This window comes from uncultured Bradyrhizobium sp. (assembly GCF_947648125.1).
In the GTDB taxonomy this organism is placed as follows: Bacteria; Pseudomonadota; Alphaproteobacteria; order Rhizobiales; family Xanthobacteraceae; genus Bradyrhizobium.
The window spans coordinates 61,211-82,985 of sequence record NZ_CANSMR010000005.1 but is presented as its reverse complement, the minus strand read 5'-3'; the positions used below and the strand labels follow the sequence as shown (position 1 = coordinate 82,985).

At 65.6% G+C, this 21,775-nt stretch carries 19 protein-coding genes; 9 read left to right on the top strand and 10 right to left on the bottom strand.

Translation table 11 applies throughout. The features are described 5' to 3' along the window. Positions 1-25 precede the first annotated feature (25 nt). Positions 26-2,350 carry a xanthine dehydrogenase family protein molybdopterin-binding subunit gene (locus Q0030_RS11945; RefSeq protein WP_298366832.1) on the top strand — a complete coding sequence of 775 codons (2,325 nt, stop codon included), beginning with the start codon at positions 26-28 and terminating at the stop codon, positions 2,348-2,350. Between the two features lie 201 nt (positions 2,351-2,551). Here the strand turns inward: Q0030_RS11945 and Q0030_RS11940 are convergent, their stop codons facing one another. The 3 genes from Q0030_RS11940 to Q0030_RS11930 are packed head-to-tail and all read right to left on the bottom strand — an operon-like array spanning position 2,552 to position 5,769. Beyond that, positions 2,552-3,748 carry an acyl-CoA dehydrogenase family protein gene (locus Q0030_RS11940; RefSeq protein WP_298366830.1) on the bottom strand — a complete coding sequence of 399 codons (1,197 nt, stop codon included), beginning with the start codon at positions 3,746-3,748 and terminating at the stop codon, positions 2,552-2,554. 13 nt (positions 3,749-3,761) lie between these two features. After that, entirely contained in the window at positions 3,762-4,907 is a 1,146-nt protein-coding gene (locus tag Q0030_RS11935; protein WP_298366827.1) for an acyl-CoA dehydrogenase, read from the bottom strand. 4 nt (positions 4,908-4,911) lie between these two features. Continuing rightward, on the bottom strand, positions 4,912-5,769 hold the full coding sequence (locus Q0030_RS11930) for an enoyl-CoA hydratase (protein ID WP_298366824.1): 858 nt from the start codon (positions 5,767-5,769) through the stop codon (positions 4,912-4,914). A gap of 158 nt (positions 5,770-5,927) precedes the next feature. On the opposite strand from Q0030_RS11930, the gene Q0030_RS11925 reads away from it, so the two are divergent. From Q0030_RS11925 to Q0030_RS11915, 3 genes are read left to right on the top strand one after another with little or no spacing between them, the layout of a single operon-like run. Further along, positions 5,928-6,542 carry a LemA family protein gene (locus Q0030_RS11925; protein ID WP_229169276.1) on the top strand — a complete coding sequence of 205 codons (615 nt, stop codon included), beginning with the start codon at positions 5,928-5,930 and terminating at the stop codon, positions 6,540-6,542. 23 nt (positions 6,543-6,565) lie between these two features. Continuing rightward, positions 6,566-7,468: a YgcG family protein gene (locus Q0030_RS11920; RefSeq protein ID WP_298366818.1), complete on the top strand. Its 903-nt coding sequence runs from the start codon at positions 6,566-6,568 to the stop codon at positions 7,466-7,468. Between the two features lie 4 nt (positions 7,469-7,472). Next, positions 7,473-7,970 carry a TPM domain-containing protein gene (locus tag Q0030_RS11915; protein ID WP_298366816.1) on the top strand — a complete coding sequence of 166 codons (498 nt, stop codon included), beginning with the start codon at positions 7,473-7,475 and terminating at the stop codon, positions 7,968-7,970. Positions 7,971-8,176: 206 nt separating this feature from the next. On the opposite strand, the gene Q0030_RS11910 is transcribed toward Q0030_RS11915, so the two are convergent. The 4 genes from Q0030_RS11910 to Q0030_RS11895 form a co-directional block, all read right to left on the bottom strand. After that, positions 8,177-8,791, bottom strand: coding sequence for a glutathione S-transferase family protein (locus tag Q0030_RS11910; RefSeq protein WP_298366814.1), 615 nt, complete (start codon positions 8,789-8,791; stop codon positions 8,177-8,179). Positions 8,792-8,956: 165 nt separating this feature from the next. After that, positions 8,957-10,270: an MFS transporter gene (locus tag Q0030_RS11905; protein ID WP_298366813.1), complete on the bottom strand. Its 1,314-nt coding sequence runs from the start codon at positions 10,268-10,270 to the stop codon at positions 8,957-8,959. 125 nt (positions 10,271-10,395) lie between these two features. Then, positions 10,396-11,205 (bottom strand): MBL fold metallo-hydrolase, encoded by an 810-nt coding sequence (locus Q0030_RS11900; RefSeq protein WP_298366811.1) that lies wholly within the window; start codon positions 11,203-11,205, stop codon positions 10,396-10,398. After that, entirely contained in the window at positions 11,202-11,576 is a 375-nt protein-coding gene (locus tag Q0030_RS11895) for a cyclic nucleotide-binding domain-containing protein (RefSeq protein ID WP_298366808.1), read from the bottom strand. Before Q0030_RS11895 ends, Q0030_RS11900 begins: the two co-directional genes overlap by 4 nt. 204 nt (positions 11,577-11,780) lie before the next feature. Between Q0030_RS11895 and Q0030_RS11890 the strand changes: the two genes are divergently transcribed. The 3 genes from Q0030_RS11890 to Q0030_RS11880 all read left to right on the top strand — a co-directional run bounded on the left by Q0030_RS11890 (position 11,781) and on the right by Q0030_RS11880 (position 14,739). Then, positions 11,781-12,836 (top strand): hypothetical protein, encoded by a 1,056-nt coding sequence (locus Q0030_RS11890; protein WP_298366807.1) that lies wholly within the window; start codon positions 11,781-11,783, stop codon positions 12,834-12,836. Between the two features lie 90 nt (positions 12,837-12,926). Next, positions 12,927-14,474: a hypothetical protein gene (locus Q0030_RS11885; protein WP_298366804.1), complete on the top strand. Its 1,548-nt coding sequence runs from the start codon at positions 12,927-12,929 to the stop codon at positions 14,472-14,474. Between the two features lie 100 nt (positions 14,475-14,574). Next, on the top strand, positions 14,575-14,739 hold the full coding sequence (locus Q0030_RS11880) for a hypothetical protein (RefSeq protein ID WP_223977455.1): 165 nt from the start codon (positions 14,575-14,577) through the stop codon (positions 14,737-14,739). Between the two features lie 61 nt (positions 14,740-14,800). Here the strand turns inward: Q0030_RS11880 and Q0030_RS11875 are convergent, their stop codons facing one another. The 3 genes from Q0030_RS11875 to putA form a co-directional block, all read right to left on the bottom strand. Continuing rightward, positions 14,801-15,445: a glutathione S-transferase family protein gene (locus tag Q0030_RS11875; RefSeq protein ID WP_298366801.1), complete on the bottom strand. Its 645-nt coding sequence runs from the start codon at positions 15,443-15,445 to the stop codon at positions 14,801-14,803. Between the two features lie 188 nt (positions 15,446-15,633). Further along, positions 15,634-16,839 (bottom strand): CoA transferase, encoded by a 1,206-nt coding sequence (locus Q0030_RS11870; RefSeq protein ID WP_298366798.1) that lies wholly within the window; start codon positions 16,837-16,839, stop codon positions 15,634-15,636. A 300-nt stretch (positions 16,840-17,139) separates the two neighbouring features. Further along, on the bottom strand, positions 17,140-20,151 hold the full coding sequence (gene putA / locus Q0030_RS11865; protein ID WP_298366796.1) for a bifunctional proline dehydrogenase/L-glutamate gamma-semialdehyde dehydrogenase PutA: 3,012 nt from the start codon (positions 20,149-20,151) through the stop codon (positions 17,140-17,142). A 125-nt stretch (positions 20,152-20,276) separates the two neighbouring features. Between putA and Q0030_RS11860 the strand changes: the two genes are divergently transcribed. Both Q0030_RS11860 and Q0030_RS11855 read left to right on the top strand, forming a co-directional pair. Continuing rightward, the gene (locus tag Q0030_RS11860) at positions 20,277-20,741 is read left to right on the top strand and encodes an Lrp/AsnC ligand binding domain-containing protein (RefSeq protein ID WP_223977468.1); all 465 of its coding nucleotides are present in this window, start codon (positions 20,277-20,279) and stop codon (positions 20,739-20,741) included. A gap of 91 nt (positions 20,742-20,832) precedes the next feature. Next, a complete protein-coding gene (locus Q0030_RS11855; protein WP_298366792.1) occupies positions 20,833-21,483 on the top strand; it encodes a hypothetical protein in 651 nt (216 codons plus the stop codon). Positions 21,484-21,775: the final 292 nt, after the last annotated feature.

Here is a 21,775-nt window from a genome sequence, read left to right as displayed (position 1 = left end):
AATTTCTGAAATCAAGGACCCTCCGATGAACATTCTTCCCGGCAATATGCGTTTTGGTGCGGGCCAGCCGGTCAAGCGTCTGGAAGACCAGCGGCTGCTCACCGGGAAGGGGCATTTCATCGACGACAAGCCGCAGGACGGCGCGCTCTGGCTACACGTGCTGCGCTCGCCGCATGCCCATGCCAATATCAAGTCGATCGACGCCAAGGCGGCGCTGGAGATGCCGGGCGTCAAGGCGGTCTATACCGGTGCCGACCTCGTGAAGGACGATATCGGCACGCTGCCGACGCTCGCGATCTTCAAGCGGCCCGATGGCTCGCCGATGACCGTGCCGCCGCGGCGCCTGCTGGCGCACGAAGTCGTGCGCTACGCCGGCGAAGGTGTCGCCGCTGTGGTCGCGATCTCGCGGGTGCTGGCGCAAACCGCGGCGGAGGCGATCGAGGTCGATTACGAGGTGCTGCCTTCGGTGGTCGATCCGGTCGAGGCGATCAAGCCGGGCGCGCCGGCGGTCTGGCCGGAGGCGCCCGACAACATCGTGGCCGCGATGAGCTATGGCGACGCCGCCAAGGTCGAGGCGGCCTTTGCCAGCGCCGCGCACAAGGTGTCGCTCGACCTGGTCAGCCAGCGCCTGGTGCCGTCGGCGATGGAGCCGCGCTCGACCATTGCCGAGATCGAGAAAAAGACCGGCCGGCTCATTCTCCACGTGCAGTCGCAGACCCCGGGCTCGACCCGCGATCTCCTGGCGGAATCGATCCTGAAGCGGCCGAAGGACAGCGTGCGCGTGCTGGTCGGCGATATCGGCGGCGGCTTCGGCCAGAAGACCAGCCTCTATCCCGAAGACGGTATCGTCGCCTATGCCGCGACCAAGCTCAATGAGAAGATCCGCTGGCGCGGCGACCGCACCGACGAGTTCGTCGGCGGCACCCACGGCCGCGACCTCACCTCGACCGGCGAGTTCGCGCTCGACGCCAAGGGCCGCGTGCTGGCCTACCGCGTGCGCTCGATCGGCGGCACCGGCGCGTATTCGTCGGGCACCGCCAACATCATTCCGCTGGTGCTCGGCCCGTTCGTGCAGACCGGCGTCTACGATCTGCCGCTGGTGCATTTCGAGGTGAAGTCGGTGATGACCAACACCGCGCCGGTTGGCGCTTATCGCGGCGCCGGCAGGCCGGAGGCGGTGTTCATCGTGGAGCGGCTGTTCGATGCCGCCGCACGTCAGATCGGCATGGACCCGCGCACCATCCGCAAGGTCAACTACATCAAGCCGGCGCAGCTGCCCTACACCAACGCGGTCGGGCAGGTGTACGACTCCGGCGCCTTCGCCCACATGCTGGAGCGCGCGTCTGACTTGGCCGACTGGAACGGCTTTGCCGCGCGCAAGAAGGCGGCGAAGAAGAAGGGCCTGCTCTACGGCCGTGGCCTGACCAGCTACATCGAATGGACCGGCGGCCGCGCCCACACCGAAAACGTCTCGCTGCATGCGACCGCCGAAGGCCGCGTCATCCTGCATTCCGGCACCATGGCGATGGGGCAGGGCCTCGCCACCACCTACACCCAGATGATTGCCGATACGCTCGGCATTGCCATGGACAAGATCGACGTCATCCAGGGCGACACCGATCTTGCCACCGGTTTCGGCAGCGTCGGCTCGCGCTCGCTGTTCGTCGGCGGCACCGCGGTTGCGGTCTCCACCAACGACATGATCGACAAGGCGCGCGACAAGGCCTCCCACCTGCTCGAAGCGTCCGTCGGCGACATCGAATATCGCGACGGCTTCCTCACCGTGGTCGGCACCGACCGGCGCATCAGCCTGTTCGAGATCGCGAAGAAGGAAAGCGGCGCCAAGCTCTCGGTCGAGAGCGAGGGCAACGTCGACGGTCCGAGCTGGCCGAACGGCACCCACATCTGCGAGGTCGAGATCGATCCCGAGACCGGCGTCACGCGGGTGGTGCGCTACACCACGGTCGACGACGTCGGGGTTGCGGTCAATCCGATGCTGGTGACGGGGCAGGTGCATGGCGGCGTCGTCCAGGGCATCGGCCAGGCCCTGTACGAAGGCGTGGCCTACAGCGAGGAAGGTCAGCTTCTGACCGCAAGCTATCAGGACTATTGCATTCCGCGCGCCTCGGACGTTCCGCCGATCACGGTGACGCTCGATCCCTCCGCGCCGTGCAAGACCAATCCGCTTGGCGCCAAGGGTTGCGGCGAGTCGGGCGCCATCGGCGGGCCGCCCTGCATCACCAACGGCGTGATGGATGCTTTGAGCGAGGTCGGCATCACCCAGCTCAATACGCCGCTGACGCCGGTGAAGATCTGGCAGGCGATCCAGGACGCGAAGGCGGGGACCTAAGCACGCCGATGTCTTCTCCCTCCCCCTGGAGGGGGAGGGTCGTCACGCATCGTCGGATGCGTGACGAGGTGGGGTGATCTCTCAACTGAGGCAGTGCTCGCGAGGAGGGACTTTCACCCCACCCCGCCGCTCCTTTCAGTCGCGTCGACCCTCCCCCTCCAGGGGAGGGTACGGGGAACGGCGAATTCGCCCAAACGCGGCCTACAGCCCCAGCACCATCTTCGCGATGATGTCGCGCTGGATCTCCGACGATCCGCCGAAGATCGTGTACGCCCGCCCGTTGAGATATTCCGGCACCACCGGCAGCAGTTCCTCAGGGATCGCCGGCTCGTGGTTGAGCCGGTAGAACGGGCGCGCCGGTTCGACGGCAAGGCCGTCCTGGCCGATCACGTCGACGCCGAGCCGCGTTACCGCCTGGCGGATCTCGCTGACCCTGAGCTTGATCAGCGACGACACCGCGCCGGGATTCTGCCCGGTCTGCAGCGCCGACAGTACCCTGAGCTCAGTCATTTCGAGCGCATCGATATCGACCTCGACCTCCGACATCCGCATCGCGATGTCGGGGTCCTCGATGGCACGGCCGGTGACTTCGGAGGCGGCGAGATCGGAGATCGTCTTCAGCGCCTCACGCAGCTTGGCCGACGCGATGCCGGAGCCGCGCTCGAATTCGAGCAGATATTTGCCATAGGTCCAGCCCTTGCCTTCCTCGCCGACGCGATTGGCGACGGGCACGCGCACGTCGTCGAAGAACACCTGGTTGACCTCGTGGTCGCCGCCGATGGTCAGGATCGGGCGCGTGGTGATGCCCGGCGTCTTCATGTCGATCAGGATGAAGCTGATGCCGTCCTGCTGCCGCTCGCCGTCACTGGTGCGCACCAGCGCGAACATGCGGTTGGCGTGATGCGCATGCGTGGTCCAGATCTTGGTGCCGTTGATGATGTAGTCGTCGCCGTCGCGCACCGCGCGGGTCTTCAGCGACGAAAGATCGGAGCCCGAACCCGGCTCGGAATAGCCTTGGCACCAGTAGTCTTCACCCGAGAGGATTCGCGGGAGGTAAAAGTTCTTCTGCTCGGGCGAGCCGAAGCCGATGATGACGGGGCCGACCATCTTCACGCCCATCACGTTGACATTCGGCACGCCGGCGCGGGCGCATTCGGCCTCGAAGATCCAGCGTTGCGCCGGCGTCCAGTCCGGCCCGCCATGGTCGACTGGCCAGCCCGGCGCGCCCCAGCCCTTCCTGTGCAGCGCGCGCTGCCAGGCCATGCCGATATCGGGATCGGAGAACACCGACGGCGTCAGCGCGGTGGCGCGCTTCATTTCCGGCGTCAGGCTACTGGCGATGTAGTCGCGGACTTCCTTTTCGAAAGCGCGTTCCTCGGCACTGAAGGTGAGATCCATGGTGCGCTCTCCGTTAGGCGTGGGCGCGGCCGCTCAGCGCGGCGTGGCGGCGATAATGATGGGCGCTGCCGCCGAACAGCGTGTCGAAGGCGAGCAGCCGCTTGAAATAGGCGCCGATGTCGAGTTCTTCCGTGACGCCCATGGCGCCATGCAGCTGCACCGCCTGTTCGGCGACGAAGCGCGCGCATTTGCCGATCTTCGCCTTGGCGCCGGACGCCGCGCGGCTCCGCGCCACGGGCTCGGCGTTGGCCATCAGCGCCGCCCGCAGCGCCATCGAGCGCGCCTCGTCGACCTGCATCGCGACATCGGCAAGGCGATGGCGGATCACCTGGTTGGCCGATAGCGGCCGGCCGAACTGTTTTCGAATCTTGGTGTATTCGAGCGTGGTGTCGAGCAGCGTCTGCATGATGCCGACCGCCTCGGCGCCGAGCGCGGCCATCGCGCGGTCGACCACGGTCTCGATCGCGGGCAGCGCATCCTGCCCGTCGCCGAGCAGCGCGCCGGCGGGCAGTTGCACATCCCTGAGATCGAGGTTGCAGCCGCGCCCGCCGCCGAGCCGCGCGTAGTCGCGCAAGGTAAGACCCGGCGTACCGGCGGGCGCCAGGAACAGGCCGAGCTTGCCGGATGCGCCGTCGGCATTGGCAATGCAGGCGGAGACGATGATCTGGCTGGCGGCAGCGCCGTCGAGCACGGCGATCTTGCTGCCGTTCAGCCGCCAGCCGTCGGCGGTTTTCGTCGCCGTCGTGTCGACATGGGCGAGGTCGAAACGCGCGGCGCGCTCCGCATGCGCGAAGGCGAGCGTGAGCGCGCCCTCGGCGACCTTGGGCAGGATCGCCTGCTGCTGCGCCTCGGTGCCGCATTCGGCGACCAGCGCAGCGCCGATCACAACGGTGGAGAGGAATGGCTCGGACACCAGTCCGCGCCCGAATGCCTCCATCAACAGCCCGATCTCGATCGCCCCGCCGCCTAGCCCGCCATGGGCTTCGCTGATCGGCAGCGCCAGCCAGCCGAGCTCGGCGAATTGCTTCCAGATCGCGGGTGAATAACCCAGCGGATCGTTCGCGGCCTTCTTGCGATGCTCTGATGTGAACGTTTCCGCCACGAAGCGGTCGGCACTTTCGCGCAGCAGGCGCTGCTCGTCGCTGAGGGTGAGGTCCATCTGTTCACTTCACGTTGGCGGTTTTCTTGACGGAGGGATGCAGACCCGCGGGGTCCACCACCATTCCGAATTCCTGGAGATTATGCGCGTGGCAGAGCTGATGCAGCGCGAAGGCCTGATCGATCGCAGCCGGTTGTCCCATGATGTCGATCGAGCGGTTCACCGCCTCCTTGGAGAGCTTCAGCGCAAAGGCCGGCTTTGCTGCGATCCGCCGCGCCAGCGCCAGCGCGAAGGAGGAGAGATCGCCGCGCGGCACCACGTGATTGACCATGCCGAGGCGATGCGCCTCGTCGGCGCTCCAGACGTCGGCGGTGAACAGCATCTCCTTGGCCTTGCGCGCGCCGAGTTCCCAGGGATGTACGAACCACTCGACGCCGCAGACGCCCATCGTCACCACGGGATCGCAGAACTCGGCATCGCTGCTCGCGACGATCAGGTCGCAGGCCCAGGCCAGCATCAGCCCGCCGGCGATGCACTTGCCATGCACCTCCGCGATCGTCGGTTTTGCCAAATTGCGCCAGCGCCTTGTGATCTGCAGGTAGATCTCCTGCTCGCGCGCGAAGCGACCATGCGCGTTGGGTTCGGCGAAGCCGCCCCAATTTCCGACTGGCGGGAAATCGACGCCCGCCTGGTTCTTCCCCGCTGGCCTGAGATCGTGACCCGCCGAGAAATGCGGGCCGTTGCCGGCGAGGATGATGACCTTGACGGTGTCGTCCTGCACCGCCTGGTCGAAAGCGGTGTTGAGGTCGTAGGTCATCTGCAGGTTTTGGGCGTTGCGGGCCTCGGGGCGGTTCATCACGATCCGCGCAATCGCAGGATCGGGCCGTTCGACGACAATCGTCTCGAATTGTTCAGACGCCAATGGATCCTCCCAGGATCAATTTTCTTGGCATGATGAACGGCGCGGGGAGGGATAGGCAAGGGCCATCATCGGCAAAACCGGCCGCGAATCCCGCCACGCGGGATTGTCGGGCGAAAATCTGTTACTCTGATTGAGAATCCACCGGGAGGACCATCTTCATGCGCAAGCTTTGGACCGTGCTGGCAGCGCTGGCGACATTGAGCCTGACCAACTGCGGCTACAACGCGATCCAGACCAATGACGAGACGGTCAAGTCGAGCTGGTCGGAGGTGGTGAATCAGTACCAGCGGCGCGCCGATCTGGTGCCGAACCTGGTCAACTCGGTGAAGGGCTTTGCGCAGCAGGAGAAGGACGTGCTGCTCGGTGTCACCAACGCGCGCGCCAAGGTCGGCAGCATCCAGGCGACGCCCGAGGTGCTGAACGATCCGGCCGCGTTCCAGAAGTTCACGCAGGCGCAGGGTGAGCTCACGAGCGCGCTGTCGCGGCTCCTGGTCGTGACGGAGAATTACCCGCAGCTGAAATCGGATGCGCTGTTCCGCGATCTGATGGCGCAGCTTGAAGGCACTGAGAACCGCATCACGGTGGCGCGCAATCGCTACATCAAGGCGGTGCAGGACTATAACGTCGGCATCCGCACCTTTCCGAACAATCTGACCGCGATGGCGTTCGGCTACAAGGAGAAGCCCAACTTCACGGTCGACAACGAGAAGGAGATCTCGACCGCGCCGAAGGTCGATTTCAATCCGGCGCCGGCGCCCGCGCCGTCGAAATAGCGTCGGCGGGAGCGCTTACCGCGATGACCGCCGCACGCGTCATTCTGCTCGCTTTGCTGCTGGGCTTCGTGTGCCCGGCGTGGGCCGAGGTCGCGGTGCCTCAGCTCACCGGCCGCATCGTCGATCAGACCGGGACGCTCTCGGCGAGCGACGTGGCGTCGTTGAACGACAGGCTGAAGGATCTGCAGACCCGCAAGGGCAGCCAGATCGCGGTCCTAATCGTGCCGACCACGGGCGAGGAAACGATCGAGCAGTTCTCGATCCGTGTTGCCGAGGCCTGGAAGATCGGGCGCAAGAAGATCGACGACGGCGCGCTGTTCGTCGTCGCCAAGAACGACCGGCATCTGCGCATCGAGGTCGGCTATGGCCTCGAAGGCGTGCTGAGCGACGTCGTCGCCCACCGGATCATCGACGAGGACATCACGCCGAAATTCAAGGCCGGCGATTTCGCCGGCGGCATCTCGGCCGGCGTCGACCGCATGATCCGCCTGATCAATGGCGAGCACCTGCCGGCGCCTGAGCCCGAGCATTGGCAAGGCCCCAATCTCGTCGATCTCGCCAATCCGGTGACGATCTTTGTCGTCATCATCGTGGCAAGCGTGTTGCGCGCGATGCTGGGGCGGCTATTGGGCTCGGCCGCGACAGGCGGCATCGTTGGTGTCTTCACCTGGATGGTCGCCGGCTCGCTCGCCACCGCCCTGGTGATCGGGTTGTTCGCGGCCGTGGCGGCATTGATCTTTGGTGGATTGAATTTCGGCGGTCCGGCGGCCGGCTCGGGACCGTACCGGCGTGGAGGCGGTTATTCCGGCGGCTGGTCGGGCGGCGGCGGCGGGGGCTGGAGCAGCGGCTCGAGCTCGAGCGACAGCGGCGGCTTTAGCGGTGGAGGCGGCAGCTTCGGCGGCGGCGGCGCTTCGGGGAGCTGGTAGGCATATGAGCATCAAGCGCATCGGCAAGCATCTGCTCGAGCATCGCTGGCGCGTGCGGCGCGAGTTTCCGCCGCGCGTGCTCGATGCCATCGAGCAGGCGATCAAGGCCGGCGAGGCCACCCATTCCGGCCAGATCCGCTTCGTCGTCGAGGGCGCGCTCGACGGCGTGCCACTGTTCCGCGACCAGCCGGCGCGGGAGCGGGCGCTCGACGTATTCGCGCATCTGCGGATCTGGGACACCCATCACAACAACGGCGTTCTGATTTATCTTTTGCTCGCCGACCGCGACGTCGAGATCGTCGCCGATCGTGGCATCGATGCGAAGGTCGGTCGCGCCGGCTGGGAAGCGATTTGCCGCGCGATGGAAACGGACTTTCGGGCAGGCCGGTTCGAGCAGGGCGTGATCAGGGGGATTGAGGCGGTCTCGCGGGAGCTGGCGCAGTTTTTTCCGCATGTCGCCGGAGGCCCGAACGAGCTGCCGGATAAGCCCGTGGTGATTTAAGGGCGAGGCGTTGTCGAGGTCTCTACACCCTCCCCTGGAGGGGGAGGGTCGTTTTGCATGAAGCGAAGCGCAATGCAAAACGGGGTGGGGTGATCTCTCCACTCGGGCACCGCGCGCTATGAGAGACCTTCACCCCACCCCGTCTCACATTTCGCTCTCGCTCAATGTGAGCCGACCCTCCCCCTCCAGGGGAGGGTGCTTGAGGCCTACGCCTTCACCGACGGCCGCGCGCCGACGCGGTTGAACCAGGCCACGATGTTGGCGTTCGACTGGTCCAGCGGCTGGCCGACCTGGTTGCCGAAATCGAGCCAGCAGTAGAGCAGCATGTCGGCGAGGGTGAAGCGCTTGCCGCAGATGTAGTCGCGGCCGTCGGCCATCTGGTTATCAAGCCATTTGATGCGGTTGGCGGCGATCATCTTCAGCCCGGGCGAGGCCTCGGGCGCGACCGGAATGCGCTTCTCGAAGAACTTCAGCGCCTCGCCGAAGCGGTAGCCATTGGCGAGCGGCTCGGCGATGTTGAGATCGACGCGGCGCGTCCACATCCGGCATTCCGCGCGCTCTTCCGGCGTGGTGCCGATCATCGCGGGCGAGGGGTGCTTCTCCTCGAGATATTCGCAGATCGCCGTGATCTCCGAGAGGTAGTTGCCGCAGTCGAGCTCGAGCGCCGGCATCTGGCCGTGCGGATTGCGCTTCAGATGCGCTGCCTCGCGGTTCTCGCCCTTGCGCAGGTCGACGGTCTCTTTGGGTATCTCGATGCCCTTCTCCGCCATGAACATGCGCACGATGCGCGGATTGGGTCCGATCGAGTCGTAAAGCTTCATGGTCCTCGCTCCCTGTTCTTCAGCGTTGTTCTTGCCGTTGTTGAACAGGCCACGCGCGGATTTGTCAAATGAAGCGTCATATGTCCGGTCGCGCACGCGCCGGCGTCAGTCGTCGCACCGGTCGTGCGCCGACCGCATGGTCTGCCTGTCATCTGCCGACAGAGGTCATTGCGCTGGTTGAGTTGCGATCCCCGGCACGGACGGCCGCCCGCGATAGACCGCCAGACCCACGAGACCCACGGCCGCGGCGAACAGGATGTAGTAGACGGGAGCCGCCTTGTCGCCCGTCACCTGGACCAGCCAGGTGTTGATGAACGGCGCCAGGCCGCCGAACAGCATCACGGCGAGATTGTACATCAGCGATGCTCCGGTCGAGCGTACGCCGACGGGAAATATCTCGGTCATGAAGGCCGGCATCGGGCCGGCCAAGGCTCCGAGCAGGACCGCAACGATCTGCAACTGCCAGAGGTTGGCGGTGGTCGGGGCGGCGACGAGCCGCTGCAAGATCACATAGAACAGCAGGCTGTAGACGATCAGCGCCGGAACGAGGACCGCGCGACGACCGATGCGGTCGGAGAGGGCACCGCAGGCCACCGCCACCGCCGCATTGATGAGGCTGACGACGAGCAGGCCGAGCTGCGCATTCAGGATCGGCAGCTTCAGCTCGGCGACCGCATAGGTCGGCAGAAAGATCGCATTGACATAGTTGATCGCCGTGCCGGCCGCGATCAGGCAGAACGAGGCGATCAACTCGCGTGGATGTTCGGAGAACAATTGGCCGAGCGTGGTCTGCCTGCTCGGCTGCGCCGTCGCGGCCTTCTCGGCGAGATACGCCTTGAATTCGGGCGACTCGTCGCACCTTTGGCGCAGGTACCATCCGGTCGGCCCGATCAGAATGCCGAGGATGAACGGCACGCGCCAACCCCAACTCGCGAAGGCGTCGGGCGACAGGCCGAGATTGAGACCGATCGCCATCGCGGCACCGAGGCCAAATGCCAGCGATTGCGACACCATCTGGAATGAGCCGTAGAAGCCACGCCGGCCGGGTGGCGCGAATTCGATCAGCATCGCGCTGGCGCTGCCGAACTCGCCGCCGGCGGAAAAACCCTGGATCAGCCGCGCCAGCAGCAGCAACAGCGGCGCCGCGATTCCGATCGCGCCATAGGTCGGCAGCAAGCCGAGCAGGCCGGTGCCGACAGCCATCAGCGATATCATCACGACCAGCGCCTTCTTGCGGCCGTGCTTGTCGGAATAGAGCCCGAACACCAGGCCACCCAACGGCCGGGCCGCAAAGGCGATCCCGAATGTCGCGAAGGTCAGCAGCAGCGAGGAATGCGGATTGTCCGCCGGAAAGAACAGCTTGCTCAGGATGCCGGCGAACAGGCCAAAGACAGTGAAGTCGAACCATTCCAGCGCATTGCCGATCGTGGAGGAGATCACCACCCGGCGGCGCATCTGCGCCATCGTGTCAGCCTGCATTGGTTTCGTCTCCCCCGCTGCCGGCAAGGGCTGCATCGCCTTGCCCATGATTCTTATCGTTGCGAGCCGATCCTAATGCAAAGTCATGGCGGGCCACAACGGGTGGCCCTGCCTGGGTCCGGGCGTCAATCGTCAAGCTTGTTGAGGTCGCGCACCGACTGCATGATCGGCTCGAAATTCGACCGCGCATCCAGCGCATCGAACAGTTGCGCAGTGTCCTCAAGCAGCGCATGCGAGCGTTGCAGTGCGATCCGCACGTCGTCCTGTGGCGTGTCGGAGAGCCGGCCGTGACCCGACAGCAGGATCTTCGAATCGAGGCCCTTCAGCCGCTCCAGCGATTGGATGTAGTCGGCGATCGAACCGGAGCCGAACACGCCGCCCATCACGCCGCCGGGCATCAGCGTGTCGGCGGCGAACAACAGCCCCTTGTCCGGATCGAACAGCGAGATGCAGGCCGAGGTATGGCCTGGCGTGTACATCACGTTGAGGCGGAAATTGCCGAGGTCGATCAGGTTGCCTTCCTCGAGCCAGATGTCGATGTCGATCGGCACGTTCGGCTCGTTGAACATCTTGCGCAGCATCGAGAAGTCGTCGCGCAACATGATCTTGTTGGCGGCGAGCCGGTGCGCGGCGATGTAGGCGCTGCCGTGGAAATGATAGGCCGCACCGATGTGATCGAGATGCTCGTGGCTCAGCACCACCATGTCGATCATGTCGGGCGTCACCCCGAGATGGTTGAGGCACGCGACCAGCGACGGATAATTGGTCGACAGGCCGACGTCGATCATGATGGTCCGCTTGCTGCCGCGCACGAGATAGGCGTTCGCCGCACGGTTCTTGAAGCGGATCTGGTAGACGTCGTCGGCCGCCTGGATCAGCGTGGCGACGTCGGCCTCGAACAGCGTCTTGAAGGGGCTCGGTTTGCGCTCGCTCATGGGGAAGCCGCCGCTCGGTAAGTGACTGCGTTGGACGCGCGCAGGCGTTTCGAGAGCGCATCCATCACCATCAGCGCGAAGGCCGGCTGCTGGCTGACCAGATAGACGAAGCGGGCGTGATTGATCCGCATCACCCGCGTCGCGGGCGCGGAGGCGATCGCGGTTGCGGAGCGCGCCGAACCGTCGATCACGGCCATCTCGCCGAAGAACTCACCCTTGCCGAGGCTGACGATGACCGTCTTGTGTCCGCCATCGATCTTGGCGATGTCGACGGTGCCGTCGAGCACGACAAACAGCTCGCGACCGGTCGAGCCTTCCTCAAAAATGACGTCATCGACACCAAATTCATTGATGCATTTCTCGATCGTCATGGCGCTCTCCTGCCTTCTGGCTGGAAGATGGCGGTATGTTAATCGGGAAAGCGCCGCGCGCAAACGGAGCTGACGCAGATTGCCGCATGGCAACATCGCCCAAATCCGGCCCGGAAAACTCCCTAAAATTTAGGTAATGGCGGAGCGGGGTAACCATTTCGCAAGCAATAAAAGTTACCGAATTGTCAACCCAGTCTGGAGACTTTGAACGTGAGTGAGCAGCAGAGCGAGCCGGTCAGCGGTCAAGCCGGCGCCGAGATGGCGGCGAAGAGCGAGCCCGCGATGGCCGCGGCCGGTGTCGAGGCTGTCAGGCTTGCGCCCGAGCAGGAAGAGACCTCGCCAAAGGCCGACGCGCCCAGGATGGACGCGCCGAAGGTTGAATCCCCCAAGGTTGAGCCCTCCCGGCTCGATCCCATGATCGAGGCCAAGATCGACGCGAAGATCGAGCCGACCAACATGGAGGTGCCCAAGGTCGAGACCGGCAAGCGGGAAGAGCCGCGTTTCCCGGGCAAGCTGATGATCATGGCGCCCGGCGACCGGACCTGGGACCATGAGGCGACCGCCTCCAAGCAGGGCGCCGAGCAGGGCGCCAAGACAGCAGGCAAGCCGGCCGGCACGCGCCGGTTCGGGGCGATGGCCGCGGTGATTACGCTGGCGACCGTGGCCGGGGCCATCGGCGGCGCGCTCGCGACCGCCGGCCTTGGCCATCTCGCCGCCCCCGCCGCTGCCTCCATCAGGGATGTGGCCGCCAAGGACGCCGCCGCCAAGGAAGCGGCCGACGCTGCGCTCGCCCGGATCGAATCCGAAATCGCCGCGCTGAAGGCCAGCGTGGAGCAGACTGCCAAATCCGGCCAGGCCCAGTTCAGCAAGGCCAGCGACCGGATCGAGAAGGTCGAGAAGGCGCAGGCCGAGCCGATCGCCAGGCTCAACAAGCTCAGCGAGACCGTCGACAAGCTCCGCGCCCCGCAGACGACCGTTGCCGCGGCGACGCCCGCCCGCGAGGTCACGGGCTCGATCACCCCGGCGACTGCCGCGGCAGCACCGGCCGCCCCCAGGCCGGAAGTCGGCCGTATGCCGGTGGTTGACGGCTGGGCGCTGCGCGACGTCGGCAATGGCGGCGCCCTGATCGAGGGCCGCGGCGGCATCTATGAGGTTTATGCCGGCGATCCCGTCCCCGGCCTCGGCCGCGTCGACGCCATCCGCAAGCAGGACGGCCGTTGGGTGGTCGTCACCAGCAAGGGCCTGATCGTCTCCCGCTGATCGACTAAACGCGACGATACCAAGGCGCTTCACCGCGATGTGAAGCGCCTTTTTTCTTGAATAGGGTTTGCCGTGCGGTGTTAGTGGGGCATGAGCCGCGCGCTGAAATGCCTCCTCGTGATGTCCGTTCTGCTCGGTGGCGCCGTGCCGGCGCGTGCCGCCGAGGATCGCGCGCTCGAGCGCGGCACGGCGGTGATCGATCCCGCGATCCTGCGCGAGCTCGATCATGGCCGCTTCGGTCTCGGCCGGATGCTCGCGCCGGAACGTTCCGCCGATGCGCCGCTGTCGAACCGCGATCTGTTCGGGTTGCCTGCGATGGTGCCGGTGCGCGAGGCGCTCGACCGCGAGTTCGATCGCTATATCGCGAAGCACAAGGCAGGCTTGCCGAACGAGAGCATCGGCGTCGGCGATGGCTTTGCATTCCAGCTGTTCGACCGTGCGCTGTTTGAATCCCCTGATGTTCGCTTCGTGCTGTCAGGCATCGTCAACCGCATGGACCGCGCCTATGTGGCGCCGAAAGATTGCGGCGAGATCCGGCTGATCTATCGGCTGACCCGCACCGACGTCCCACTGATCGGCGAGAACGCGGTGTCGCAGCGGCTGCCGATGACGCTGAACCTGGTGCTGAAGGCGAAGGGCGACGGCAACGATGCCTCGCTCAGCTGCCGCGACATCGCGCGGCGCTGGCTCGCGACCGCCAGCGCGCCGCCGGCGATGGACAGCCTGTTCGGCAAGGACGGGCCGCTCGACCTGGTCGATGCGCGGAATATCGATCGCATCGAGACCAATCTGCAGATCGCGCACGCGCCGAAATCCGCGGTGCGCGACTTCCGTACCGACTATCTCCTGAAAGTGTTCGACTATGACGGCGCGGCAAAACGCTTTGCCGAGGCGCCGCTGGAGAACCAGATCGACCGCGATCGCATTCTGGCTGACGAGGCGCTGAAGCGCGCCTTCAAGGCGTGGCTGCTCGATCCCAGGCATTTTGCCGAGCTCGATCGCGGCATCTTGCTGATTCCCGACAAATTCCTCGCGCGCGGCGCGGTTGCGCCGACCCCGACCGGTTTCGACGTCAGTGAGCTGGAGCCGGAGTTCGGGATGGTGCAGGGCGAGGGGACGGCCGGCCCGGCGGTGTTCTCGGAAGGTGACGTTGTCGGCGCGTTGCAGAAGGCCGCGGCCAACGGGACGAAGCTGCAAAACATCCAGTCGCTGGCCGGCTTCGAGCGGCGCCTCAACGATGTCACCTGCGCCGGCTGCCACCAGACCCGCGGCATTGGCGGCTTCCATTTCCCCGGCGTCGACTGGATGGCGGCAAAGCCATCGAACTCCACCGTGGTGCCGGCCTCGCCGCATTTCTTCGGCGATCAGGTCCGCCGCCGCGACATCCTCGCAAGCTTCCGCGACGGCAAGGCGCCGGACTTCTCGCGCGGCTTCTCCAACCGGCCGCAACTGCGCGCCAGCGCCGAGCTCGCCGGCACCGAATACAGCGATGGCTGGGGCGCGCATTGCTATCTGCCGGGCGCCAGGCCGGCCGAGACCGACCGCAGCTTTCGCGGCTGGACCTGCGCCGAAGGCCTCGCGTGCCAGGTCGCGGGGAAGACCTCACGCATGGGGATGTGCTTCGTGAAGGGGCGGTAATTCCAGCCGGAGCCGAAGCGGCTGCGCGTCATTATTTGATGCTACATTGCGGTTCGCGACCACGACCCGAACAGCCCAGCCCTTCAGCGGAGACCGGCCGATGAGTGCTCCCGAGCAGGACAAGCAGCGCAACCGCGAGATCGCGGCCAACGAGGCCGAGCGTCAGGCGGTCAGCGCCGTCCGCGTCAGCAGCTGGGCGATCGGGCTTGCGGTCATCATCGGCATCATCGTTGTGGCCGTTGTCTGGTCCTGGCTGAAGCGCTGATTCGCCATAGCGTTTTCAAGCGAGGTGGGCACCGGTTCGCGTGAAGAAAACGCGTCAAGACTCAAGCATAGTGCTTCAGGCGCGGGCCGGGCAGCAGGTCATAGGCCGACTTCCAGCCGGGCAGGGCGGCGATGCGGCCGAGCCAGGCGCTGATGTTGGGATGGCTGGTCGCGAAATCGTAGCCGGTCTCGTCGCCGGGATAATGCAGATAGGCCATCATCGAGAAATCCGACACCGTCGGCCGCGCCCCGATCATGAAGGCGTTGTCGCCGACATGCTGGTCGAGGATGCCGAGGAAATCGTCGAGCCGCGCGCGAAAATATTTCAGCACCTTCGGATCGGCTGACGGCGTGAAGGTGCGCATGAAGCGGTAGGTCGCCATGTAGCCGGAGAGTTTCTGGTTGTCCCAGAACAGCCAGCGCAACAGCTCGAATGTCTCCGCCGGCGTTTCGCCTCCGAATTTTCCGTATTGCTCGGCAAGCTGCAGCAGGATCGGCGCGGTCTGGGTGCGCCGTTCGCCGTCGACCTCGAGCACCGGGATCTCACCCATCTCGTTCACGGTGGCGCGCCATTGCGCGGTCCGGGTCACGCCGCCGCCGAAATCGGTCCACACCGGCTCGAACGTCTCGCCGCACAGCGTGAGCATCAGCGCGAGCTTGTAGCTGTTGCCGGATTCCGGGAAGTAGTGCAGGCGATAGCGGGGCATGTTGGGCGCCTTCCGATGAAGGAAAACTCGCGGACTACGTAGCCCGGATGGAGCGCAGCGCAATCCGGGACGGCTCGATCTGGTTGCAAGGCGGGCCCCGGATTTCGCTTCGCTGCATCCGGGCTACAGATGTCGTTGTGCGGAGCGATCGCGCGCATCACTCGCAATGACGACCGAGGTTGATGTGGCTACGCCACCGCGCCGGACGCGCGCAGCTTCTGGATCGTGGCTTCGTCGTAGCCGGCCTGGCGCAGGATCTCGTCGGAGTGCTCGCCGACCTCGGGCGGCTTGCGCGGCTGCACCTTCCTGGCGCCGTCGATGAAGATCGGACTGTTGACGGTCAGCATGGTGTCGTTCTCGAAGCGCACCAGCACTTCGTTCTCGATCATCTGCTTGTCGTTTGGGATGTCGTCGAGGATGCCGACGACGCCGAACACCAGGCCGTTGCCGTCGAGGATCTTGCGCCATTCGGCGAGGTCCTTGCCGGCGAACACCTCGTCGAAGATCTTGATCAGCTCGACCGAGCGCGCATGGCGGTCCGCCTTGGTGGCGAAGCGCGCATCGGCGACGAGGTCCTCGCGGCCCATGCAGCGCGCCAAGGTCGGCCACTGCCGGTCCTCGTTGAGCAGCGACAGGATCAGCCAGCGACCGTCCTTGCATTTGTAGTGGTTGGTGACCGCGTTCAGCGCCTCTTCGCGCGGCTTGCGCTTCTTGAACTTGGCGCCGACGAGCTTGGCCTGCGCCAGTACGCCGTTGGCCCAGATGCCGTTGGCCATCAAATTGGTCGAGACATGCGAGCCCTTGCCGGTCTTCTCGCGCTGGAACAGCGCGGTGACGATCGCGCCGTAGAACGCCATCGCGCAGGGGTGATCGCCCATGCCGGCGACCGAGCGGGCCGGCGTGGTGTCCTCGTCGGCGCGTACCAGATCCATCAGGCCGGAGCGGGCCCAATAGGCGTTGGAGTCGAATCCGGGCTTGTTGGCCTCTTCGCCCTTCTCGCCGTAACCGGTGAAGGAAGCATAGATCAGCCGGTCGTTGAGATGGGCAAGATGATCGTAGGTGATGCCGAGCTTCTGGCGCACCTGCGGCGGCATGTTGGTGATGAACACGTCGGCTTCGGCGACGAGCTTGTAGAGCACTTGCTGGGCGTCTGATTTGGTGAGGTCGAGCGCGAGGCTCTTCTTGTTGCGGGCCTCGAGCATCCACGCGAAATTGTGCTCGCTCGCGGGATAGCCGGGCAGGTTGGGCAGATTGCGGTAGGGGTCGCCGGCGCCGGGCGGCTCGATCTTGATGACGTCGGCGCCGAAGTCGGACAGCACGGTGGCGGCCGCGGGCGCCGCGATGAAGCTCGCGCAATCCAGGACCTTGAGCCCGTCAAAAATGCCTTTTTCCATCGTGCCGTCGCTCCCGTGGCGCTTGTTGGTGTTTTTCCGGTAGCTGGAATTATCGTGTGCGATGATCCCGATCGGATCGCCATTTGACCCATCTCGGGGGCACGATGCAACGGCACTTTCTTACCCTCTTTTTCACCCTCCCCTGGAGGGGGAGGGTCGACGCGAATGAAATGAGCGGCGGGGTGGGGTGACGGTCTCTCCACGTGAACAGTGTCCGTGTTGAGAGATCACCCCACCCCGTCTCACATTCGCTTCGCTCATTGTGATCCGACCCTCCCCCTCCAGGGGAGGGTGCGCCTCTCACTCCACGCCCGCCATCAGCGCGGCATTGCCGCCCGCGGCGGCGGTGTTGATTGTGATCGTCTGCTCGGTGGCGAAGCGCGTCAGGTAGTGCGGGCCGCCGGCCTTCGGGCCGGTGCCGGAGAGGCCGCTGCCCCCGAACGGCTGCACGCCGACGACTGCACCGATCATGTTGCGGTTGACATAGATGTTGCCGACCTGGAGACGGTCGATCACGTGCTCGATCGTGTCGTCGATGCGCGAATGGATGCCGAGCGTCAGCCCAAATCCAGTTATCTCGATCGCAGCCAGCACGTCGCCGAGCCGCTCGGCGCGGTAGCGCACGACATGCAGGATCGGGCCGAAAACCTCCTCACGCAGCTGACTTGCCGCCGACAGTTCGAAGATATGCGGGGCGACGAAATTGCCGGCCGGCGCCTCGCCGGCGAGATGCACCCGTGCTTCCTGCTTCATCCGCGCGATATGCGCGTCGAGCCGCTGCTTGGCTTCCGCATCGATCACCGGTCCGATGTGCGTCGACGGTTGCGTGGGATCGCCGATCTTCAGTTCGCGTGCGGCGCCCGCGATCATCTCGATCATACGGTCGGCGACGTCATCCTGCACGAACAGCAGCCGCAGCGCCGAGCAGCGCTGACCGGCGGAACGGAACGCGGAGGTGACAACGTCATCGGCAACCTGCTCGGGCAGCGCGGTGGCATCGACGATCATCGCATTGATGCCGCCGGTCTCGGCGATCAGCGGCACGATCGGGCCGTCCTTGGCCGCAAGCGTCCGGTTGATCGATCGCGCCACCTCCGTCGAGCCGGTGAAGACCACGCCGGCAATGGCGGGATGGCTGACCAGCGCGGCGCCGGCCGTGCCGTCGCCCTGGACCAGATGCAACGCCGTTTCAGGCACGCCGGCCTGATGCAGCAGGGCGACGGCCTCGGCTGCGATGCGCGGGGTCTGCTCGGCCGGCTTTGCGATCACCGCATTGCCGGCCATCAGCGCCGCCGTCACCTGGCCGAGGAAGATCGCGAGCGGGAAATTCCACGGCGAGATCGCGACGAAGGCGCCGCGGCCGCGCAATTCCAGCATGTTGCTTTCGCCGGTCGGTCCGGGCATCGCCTCGCCCTGCCCGAACAGCTTCCGGCCGAGCGCTGCGTAGTAGCGGCAAAAGTCGATCGCCTCGCGCACCTCTGAGAGTGCGTCGTCGAGCGTCTTGCCGCCTTCGCTCTGCAGCAAGGCGAGGAAGTGCGCGCGGCGTTGCTCGAGCAGGTCCGCGGCCTTGTCGAGGATCGCCGCACGTTGGGCGGCCGGCGTGCCATCCCACGCCTTGAAGCCACCGCGGGCGGCAGCGACCGCGGCATTCGCCTGTTCGACCGTCGATGTCGCGACCATGCCTGACGCCGCCTTGGGTTCGACGGCAATCGAAGACGTCAGTGCGTCGAGCGCCTTTCGCTCGCCGAATTCGATGCCGTGCGAATTCTCGCGCTGCGGCCGATAGAGATCGGCCGGCAGCGGAATTCCCGAGTGGGCCGCGTAGTCGTCGGCGCCGATGATCTCGGCCGGGCGGCGCAGCAGGTCCACGATGGATACGCGATTGTCCGCCGCCAGCGCCACGAACGACGAGTTGGCACCGTTCTCGAGCAGCCGGCGCACCAGATAGGCGAGCAGGTCGCGGTGACTGCCGACCGGGGCATAGGTGCGATGGGCGATCTCCGGCCTGTCGTCGCCGAGCTGGGCGTAGAGCGCTTCGCCCATGCCGTGCAGCCGCTGGAATTCGAAACTCGCGGGATCGTCTGACAGTTCAAGGATGGTCGCGACCGTCAGCGCGTTGTGGGTGGCGAATTGCGGAAACAGTCGCGGCCGCAGCGCCAGCAGCTTTCGCGCGCAGGCGACATAGTTCAGATCGGTCATCGCCTTGCGGGTGAACACCGGATAGCCGTCGAGCCCGCGCTCCTGCGCACGCTTGATCTCGGTGTCCCAATAGGCGCCCTTGACCAGGCGCACCATCATCCTGCGGTCGAGCGCGCGCGTCAGCGCATCGATATAGTCGATCACCTCAGCCGCTCGCTTCTGATAGGCCTGGATCGCAAGCCCAAAGCCGCTCCAGCCGGCGAACGACGGATCGGCGAACGCGGCGGCGATGACGTCGAGCGACAACTCCAGCCGGTCGGCTTCCTCGGCATCGACGGTGAAGTTGAGGTCGAACGCCTTGGCGCGGCGCGCAAGATCGATCAGTTGCGGCACCAGCTCGGTCATCACCCGGGCGTGACTGACCGCCTCGAAGCGCGGATGCAGCGCGGAGAGCTTGACCGAGATGCCGGGCCGGTCGGGCAGGGCCTGATCGCCGGCCGCCTTGCCGATTGCGTCGATCGCGCGGGCGTAGGATTCGAAATAGCGGCGGGCATCGTCGGCGGTGCGGGCGCCCTCGCCAAGCATGTCGAAGGAATAGCGCGAGCCGCGCGCCGTGTGTGCTTGCGCCCGCGACAGCGCCGCCTCGATGGTCTCGCCGAGCACGAAATGGCTGCCCATCAGCCGCATCGCCTGCCGCGTCGCGGCGCGCACCGCCGGCGCGCCGAGCCGCTTGGTCAGCCGCCCGATCGTGCCCTGCGGCGTCTCGCCGGGTTGGATCACGCGGGCCGACATGCCGAGCGCCCAGGCCGAGGCATTGACCATGAACGCGCTCGATCTGGTCTCGTGGTTGACGAAGTCGCCCTGGGCGAGCTTGTCCTCGATGAACTGGTCGGCGGTGCGCGCGTCGGGCACCCGGAGCAGCGCCTCCGCCAGCACCATCAGCGCCAGGCCCTCCTTGGTCGACAGCGCGAACTCGCGCAGCATGTCCTCGACCCCGCCGAGTGGATCGTCGTTGGCTCTGATCGCCTCGATCAGGCGCCGCGCAGTGCGGTCGACCCTGGCCTCCTGGTCTGCGCCGAGCCTGGCATCCTGGCGCAGGCGGCCGGCGATCGCGGTGTCATCGGGGACGTAGGACGCGCTGAATGACGGCGGGAGCGGGGACGGGTCTGGCATGATGGTTCCTTGGCGGTTCCTTGAGGCTGCACGGGAACACCTACGCGCGGTCGCACCGTAGTTCGATAGACAAATTAGCAGATTTGCCTTAGAAAATAAGGATCAATTCAATTATTGCCGTGAATATGACAGAGATAGACAAGATAGACCGCAAAATCCTCTCGATCCTGCAAGGGGATGGCCGGATTGCCAATGTGGAACTGGCCGAGAGGATCGGTCTGTCGCCGACCTCGGTCGGCGAACGGCTGAAGCGGCTGCAGCGCGACGGCTTCGTCGAGGGCTATGGGGCGCGGCTCAATCCGCACCGGCTCGGGCTCGGTCTGTTGGTGTTCGTCGAGGTGCTGCTCGACAAGACCACGCCCGATGTGTTCGAGCGCTTCGCCAAGGCGGTTCAGACCGCGCCGGAAGTGCTGGAGTGTCACATGGTGGCCGGCGGCTTCGACTATCTGGTCAAGGCGCGCGTCGCCAACATGACCGCCTATCGCAGGTTTCTCGGCGAGACCCTGCTGGCGCTGCCGGGTGTGCGCGAGACGCGAACCTACGCGGTGATGGAGGAAGTCAAGCGCGACGCCCCGCTGCCGGTCGGCTGATATGCTCCGGATCTGATCCACAGCCATGCGCAGGATGTCTTGGCATCGTGACGCGCCCGCGATAATTCTCCCCCCAATTGGGGGCCGCGACATGGACGATGCCAATCAGCCGATACGTGCGAAGCGAACCGAGCTTGCCGGCGCGTTATGCGCAGCCATCTTGTCGCTGTCCGCGATGGCGCCGTCCCGCGCGGCCGAGCTCAGCTCCGGCATCATGCAGCTCTATACGTCGGTCTCGATCTATCCGCCGTCGGCCTCGACGATGACGGTGTGTTACGGCTTCGTCTGCCGGCGCCGCGAGATGCTCGACTTCGGCGCGGCCGACAGGGCGGCCCTGGCTAGGATCATGGCCACGGGCCGCGCCAACGCAGCCGCCGAACGCGCGGCCGTGCAGAAGGCCGTGATCTGGTTCGACCGCCGGATGGGGCCGATCCTCGGCACCGACAAGCGCGTGGCGAAAGCGGACTTCCGCGCCAACGACGACAAGCACAATTACGATTGCTGGGACACCACGCGCAACACGACCAGCCTGATGCTGGTGATGCAGTCGTGGAATCTGTTCAAGTTCCACGACGTCGGAGATCCCCACTACCGCGGATTTTCGTTGGGGCAAACGCCGCATAACACCGCGGTTCTGCTCGAGCGCGCAACCAAGGTGGAATGGGCCGTCGATCTCTGGCCCCGCGGCTATCTGCAACCGCCTGACGTCATGACCGTCGCCAAGTGGGTGACGGAAGACTGAACGGTTGAACGTTCCTGCCGCACGCGTTCCGTTCACGGCGCAGCATTTTTCGTCAAAGCCCAGGGCATGACGGAGAAAGACACATCCCGCGATTGTCGGTGAGGCTCACGCGCAGCGGGCCACAGCAATTGGGCGGTACCGGATGTGACGGTCAAATGGCCAATAGCGGCACGCGATCGATGGCGGCCGAAAAAATTCAACGCCGTGGCGCGCGGGCGCCGTGCCCGCTCCGCCGAACGTCACGTCGTGTGATGTTGGATCGGCCCTCACTCCCGGATCGTGTCCGAGAGTG